The 5,109-nt window shown below is 45.2% G+C and carries 7 protein-coding genes; 3 read left to right on the plus strand and 4 right to left on the minus strand.

From position 1 onward, the window contains the following. Positions 1 to 187: 187 nt before the first annotated feature. Positions 188 to 961, minus strand: coding sequence for a twin-arginine translocase subunit TatC (gene tatC / locus ACLFWI_RS26465; protein ID WP_446415399.1), 774 nt, complete (start codon positions 959 to 961; stop codon positions 188 to 190). A 56-nt stretch (positions 962 to 1,017) separates the two neighbouring features. Between tatC and ACLFWI_RS26470 the strand changes: the two genes are divergently transcribed. Continuing rightward, entirely contained in the window at positions 1,018 to 1,173 is a 156-nt protein-coding gene (locus ACLFWI_RS26470; protein WP_446415400.1) for a hypothetical protein, read from the plus strand. 84 nt (positions 1,174 to 1,257) lie between these two features. Here the strand turns inward: ACLFWI_RS26470 and ccmS are convergent, their stop codons facing one another. Both ccmS and ACLFWI_RS26480 read right to left on the minus strand, forming a co-directional pair. Beyond that, the gene (ccmS, locus tag ACLFWI_RS26475; RefSeq protein WP_446415401.1) at positions 1,258 to 1,686 is read right to left on the minus strand and encodes a beta-carboxysome assembly chaperone CcmS; all 429 of its coding nucleotides are present in this window, start codon (positions 1,684 to 1,686) and stop codon (positions 1,258 to 1,260) included. 56 nt (positions 1,687 to 1,742) lie between these two features. Further along, a complete protein-coding gene (locus ACLFWI_RS26480) occupies positions 1,743 to 3,527 on the minus strand; it encodes an ABC transporter ATP-binding protein (RefSeq protein ID WP_446415402.1) in 1,785 nt (594 codons plus the stop codon). A gap of 340 nt (positions 3,528 to 3,867) precedes the next feature. Here ACLFWI_RS26480 and ACLFWI_RS26485 point away from each other — a divergent pair, with 340 nt between their 5' ends. Then, positions 3,868 to 4,077: a hypothetical protein gene (locus tag ACLFWI_RS26485; RefSeq protein ID WP_446339977.1), complete on the plus strand. Its 210-nt coding sequence runs from the start codon at positions 3,868 to 3,870 to the stop codon at positions 4,075 to 4,077. Positions 4,078 to 4,081: 4 nt separating this feature from the next. On the opposite strand, the gene ACLFWI_RS26490 is transcribed toward ACLFWI_RS26485, so the two are convergent. After that, positions 4,082 to 4,420, minus strand: coding sequence for a PPC domain-containing DNA-binding protein (locus ACLFWI_RS26490; RefSeq protein ID WP_446415403.1), 339 nt, complete (start codon positions 4,418 to 4,420; stop codon positions 4,082 to 4,084). A gap of 42 nt (positions 4,421 to 4,462) precedes the next feature. Here ACLFWI_RS26490 and ACLFWI_RS26495 point away from each other — a divergent pair, with 42 nt between their 5' ends. Then, entirely contained in the window at positions 4,463 to 4,789 is a 327-nt protein-coding gene (locus ACLFWI_RS26495; protein WP_446415404.1) for a hypothetical protein, read from the plus strand. Positions 4,790 to 5,109 lie beyond the last annotated feature (320 nt).

Below are 5,109 nucleotides of genomic sequence, written 5' to 3' on the forward strand. Positions count from 1 at the left end.
GACAGTGTTCATTTCAATGACAGCAGCTACTCCCAGTGCTTCAACTATCTTTACCGCTGCCAACAAACCCAAATCTGTTTATGATAAGGGAGTTTCATGTCACTTTTGATCAAATCCTGAACTATCGCTGTTACGCTAGTAGTCAACCCAGAATTATAACAGGCTAAAGCCCGTACTATAAACTCAATCACTTTCCTGACAGCTTAACTAGACCAATTCCGCCGAAGTAAAGACCGATAACAGCACCAGCGAGTAAGCTTTGAGTCAGAGGATCAGTGGAAGGAGTTAGCACAGCGCCTAAAATCACTGCACCTAAAATAACAATCCGCCAACCGGAAAGCATTTGTGAGGATGAGACAATGCCTAAATTTCCCAAAAGAAGCTGAATAATTGGCACTTGAAAGGCTATCCCTGTGCTGAACATGAGTAGCAGCACAAATTCAAAATACCGTTCAATTGACCAAGCTTGCTCAACCACATCAGCACCGTAACTAATAAAGAATTTCAGCGCGGCGGGAATTAAAGCAATGTAGGAAAATGCTAACCCGGCGAAAAACAGAATACTTGATCCTAAAACTATAGGTGCAATCAAGCGTCGTTCGCGGCGAGTCAGCCCAGGTAAGACAAACTGAATCACTTGGTAAAGAATGAAAGGCGTCGCCACTAGCAAACCACTGTAACCCGCTACTTTGATGGACACAAAGAAGTATTCACCGGGAGCTAATTGTAAAAACTTAACGCCTTGAGCCGGGATTTCCAATAACTGGACAATGTATTTAACCGCCACAAAGCAGCCAATTGCACCAACGGCTACAGCCAGCAGCGAATAGAAAATTCGCCGCCGCAACTCTTCTAAGTGATCAAACAGTGACATCTCGACATCATTGGGAAGTTCGTCGAGGTTGTCGGTTTCACTGGTGTCAGTCGGTTCCTGGGGTAACGTTTCTACGTCAGGCGTCATCAGTTTGCAGAGTTGGATTGTAGTTTGTTAACTATTGTACCGATCGCGGGATGAGGATGCAGGGGAGTGATCAGTTATCAGTGAGCAGTTATCAGTTATCAGGAGCAGGGGGAGCAGGGGAAGCTGGGGGAGCAGGGGGAGATGAGGGAGATAGGAGATGGGGAGCAATGGGAACGTCTATTGTAGGGGCGGGTTTTACCGCTAACGTTTAGTTTTGACCCTGATATCCCTAAACCCGCCCTGACAGAGTGTCAGCAATTTTAAACAAATGACGAATGACAAATGACAAATGACAACTAAGGACGAATACCAAATTCACTCAGACGCTGTTCTAACTCTCCGAGTAAAGTATCTACATCTTTACCCACTTCCTCAAAACACACTGGAGGCGGAGATTCCGGTTCAAAATGAATTAATTTAATTTGGTCATTACCAATACCAATCATTAAAACTTCTTTATCAGGTTGGTGAGCATTGACAATACCTACCATTTCCTGAAGATAGTTATCAACCTTTTGATTCAGTTTTTCCAGTGCTGCTTTGGGACAATAGACAAAATGGGGTCTAGGTTTCAGGTCAATTCCTATAGTTTCGTCGCTTTCGCCCTTCTCTAGAAAGAGTCCCCATGACAGCGCCGCCAGTTCCTTACTATGTTCTTTTGCAAACTGATTTAGCTTAACTTTCCACTGATCCTCTGGCTTATTCGGCTGAGATTTACTGAACATAATCATGGTTGATAATCCCCAATGACAAATGACCAATGACAAAGGACAAATGACAATTATTTAACCCCAGACTGAACTTGCCAAAGCATCGCATAAATAGCTTGTTGTGCCAGTAATTCTTCATGGGTGCCTTGTTCAACTAATTTACCTTTATCCATAACATAAATACAATCAGCATTGCGTACTGTAGACAAGCGATGAGCGATCGCGATCGTGGTTCGGTTTTGGGTAATCTTCTCTAGCGATCGCTGAATGGCGGCTTCTGTCTCATTATCCACGGCGGAGGTGGCTTCATCGAGGATCAACACGGGGGGATTTTTTAAGATAGCACGGGCAATTGCCAGTCGCTGCTGCTGTCCACCGGATAATTTTTGTCCTCTCTCCCCGATAATTGTGTCGTAGCCTTGGGGAAGTTGGCAAATAAATTCATCGGCTTCGGCAATTTCGGCGGCGGCTTCTACCTCAGATAGCGTGACATCAAAACTACCATAGGTAATATTTTCCCGCACTGTGCCATGAAACAGAAACACATCCTGACTGACTAAACCAATGGCGCGGCGTAAATCGGCTAACTGAAGCTGGCGCAGATCAATACCATCTAGGGTTATAGTTCCGTCCTGGACTTCATAGAGTCTCAATAATAACTTGACCAGGGTACTTTTTCCCGAACCCGTCGCACCGACAATGGCAATGGTTTTTCCCGCTGGAATATGCATGGACAGATTTTCTACCACAGGATGGCGTCCCTGATAGGAAAAGGTAATATTTTTTAACGCTAACTCACCTTTTACCTGACTCACAGGCAAAGAAATCTCGCCCGAATGCATCGTAATTGGTGTATCTAACAAATTCATCACCCTGGTTGTAGACGCCATTGCCCGTTGATAGAGATCCAGCGTTTGTCCCAATCGGGTTAGGGGCCACAATAAACGTTGAGTAAGGAATACTAACACGCTATAAGTACCGACGGCTAATCTCCCCGCTACCGCTTCCATCCCCCCATAAAGGAGAATTCCGATAAAGCCCAATAAAATAAGGATACGAATTAATGGCACAAACGCCGCAGAGAGTGCGATCGCGCGACGGTTACTTTGGCGATAGGCTTGGCTTTGGGCGCTGATTCGCTGGATTTCATAAGCTTCAGCCGTAAAGCTTTTAATTGTGGTTATTCCTGTCAGATTATTTGCCAATTGCCCATTGAGTAAACTCACCTTTTCCCGCACATCAGCATAACGGGGCGCAAGGCGGCGCTGGAAGGCGATGGAACCCCAGAGAATAAACGGCATGGGTAGAAGTGCCATCCAAGCCACGCCAGGTGCCAGAATCAAGAACGCAGCACCAATAATCACGACGGTTGTAGATACCTGGAGAATTTCATTCGCACCAACATCCAGAAAGCGTTCCAGTTGGTTGATATCATCGTTAAGAATCGACATCAATCTGCCTGTACTCCTATCCTCAAAATAAGCCAAGTCGAGGGATTGTAAGTGGTAGTAAGCATCTAAGCGCAAATCATGCTGAATCGTCTGTGCCAGATTACGCCAGAGTTGGTTGTAGGCATATTCAAAGATGGATTCTAATCCCCAGATGATCAGACTCAGCAACGCCAGAATCAACAGTTGTGTGAAGATGTCGGTGACGCCTAACTGGGCGATGAGAGAATCTTCTTGCTGAACCACCACATCCACCGCCGCACCAATTAACGCAGGTGGCGCTAAGTCAAAGATTTTATTCAGAACCGAACATGCGATCGCCTGCCAGATTTCCGTGCGATAGTTATGACCGTAGGCAAATAGACGTTTGAGTGGTGATTTGTCATTTGTTAATTGTTCATTGTTCATTGTTCATTGTTGATTGCCAATCTCCTCCCTCATCTTCCCCTGCTTCCCCTGCTTCCCCTGCTTCCCCATCTTCCCCATCGTATATTTACTCGACCGAGTTATGTGAAGGTTGGATGAAGCTCAATTTCACAGAGATTTCGGCAACCCCCCATAACCTCGTGTTTTGTTCCAACTTAATTATGATATTTCGATAAAGATTGCGGGTAAGACTTACCATCTCCAGAAAGGAGTGGCAAGATGATTTATAGGTATCAGGGCATTAACCAGTAAGCTATAGGCGATCGCTTCCTTACCCTAAATCACAATTTTTTTGACCACTTAAGGGTATTACAAGCAAGCAATGATGATTACTAACGCCAACCCCTCGATTATTCCTCCCCGAATTGATTATTGCCTCACTGCAACTGAGCAAGGATGGCAATTGACGGCTTGGGAACCCGCTATTGTGGGAGGCAATAGAGTTAAACCCTATCTATGGAAGTTTAATTCCGAACTCCAAACCCTACAAGAAGCGCACCGAACGCTTCAGCTAATTCTGGGTGAAGGATAGTTGTTTATTTTCCAATCTGTTTTCTGCGACTGTGTGAGTGAGCGTTAAGCTCATCCGTTTTGATTTTATGACTCTTAAACGACTGTGATAGAGTGATTTGGCTGGATTTGAAGAATATAAATTTCCGCTTATGGATAGACAGAGTACCCACGAGGGAAACAATCTCAAAGCGCCGCTTGAAGGCTTGAGCATAATTTTGACCTGCAAAGCGTAGGGTGGCTTGTTTGAGGCTACCCACAGCCGTAATCATAAACCCAGCTTCAATCTGGTGCTGTTTGACGAAATGCCCTAAACTTGCCTTTAAATCGTCATTGGGTTTTAAGCGAATCGCAAAAATTTGCATGGTGTATGATGATGGCGGCAGCGCTAGTTTTAAGTCAGATCGATGAGAGTTGTAATTACCACCTTTGTGGTAGTATTTAGCCTAATAGAATTGTCTCAGTGGATGAGTGATTTTATCCTACCCATGCCAGTATTCATTTTGGCAGGAGCGTTACTCGCGATCGCGTCTAACTACGGTAAATCTCCAGGTTGGTCTATTTCGCTACAACCCAGACAATTCTCAAGCCATCAAACTCAGTCTCCCTCGGTGGAGAGTGCTAATCCAGGATCTACCTCGACGGTGCTTAATCCATCATCATCGACATCACTACCTAAACCGCCTCGTTCCATTTCCTTTACGATTCCTCGTCGTTCATCAGGGAATCCATGATCAAGATTGTCGGGATTTTCGGAATCATCTCAGTTGTAGGGGCGAGTCCCTTGTAGGGGCGAGTCGCTGCACATAGTAGGCTGTGTAAGGATTAACCTATATCGACTCGCCCCTGTCCCAATGTGGTGTGATGCCAAATCCGGGTTAACTATCTCTACACAGAGCAAATCGCCACAACCCTGTAGAGATTTGCCATGGCAAGTCGGGAACAATCTGGACATAAAAGGGTTATGTATTGTTGACAATGCCGGATTTGGTATTAGATAATTACCGATACCTAATGCAGGGCGACCCGATATAATTAGGGGTTGGGTTCTGTT

Origin of the sequence: Coleofasciculus sp. (assembly GCF_046539235.1) — a bacterium.
Taxonomy (GTDB): domain Bacteria; phylum Cyanobacteriota; class Cyanobacteriia; order Cyanobacteriales; family Coleofasciculaceae; genus Coleofasciculus.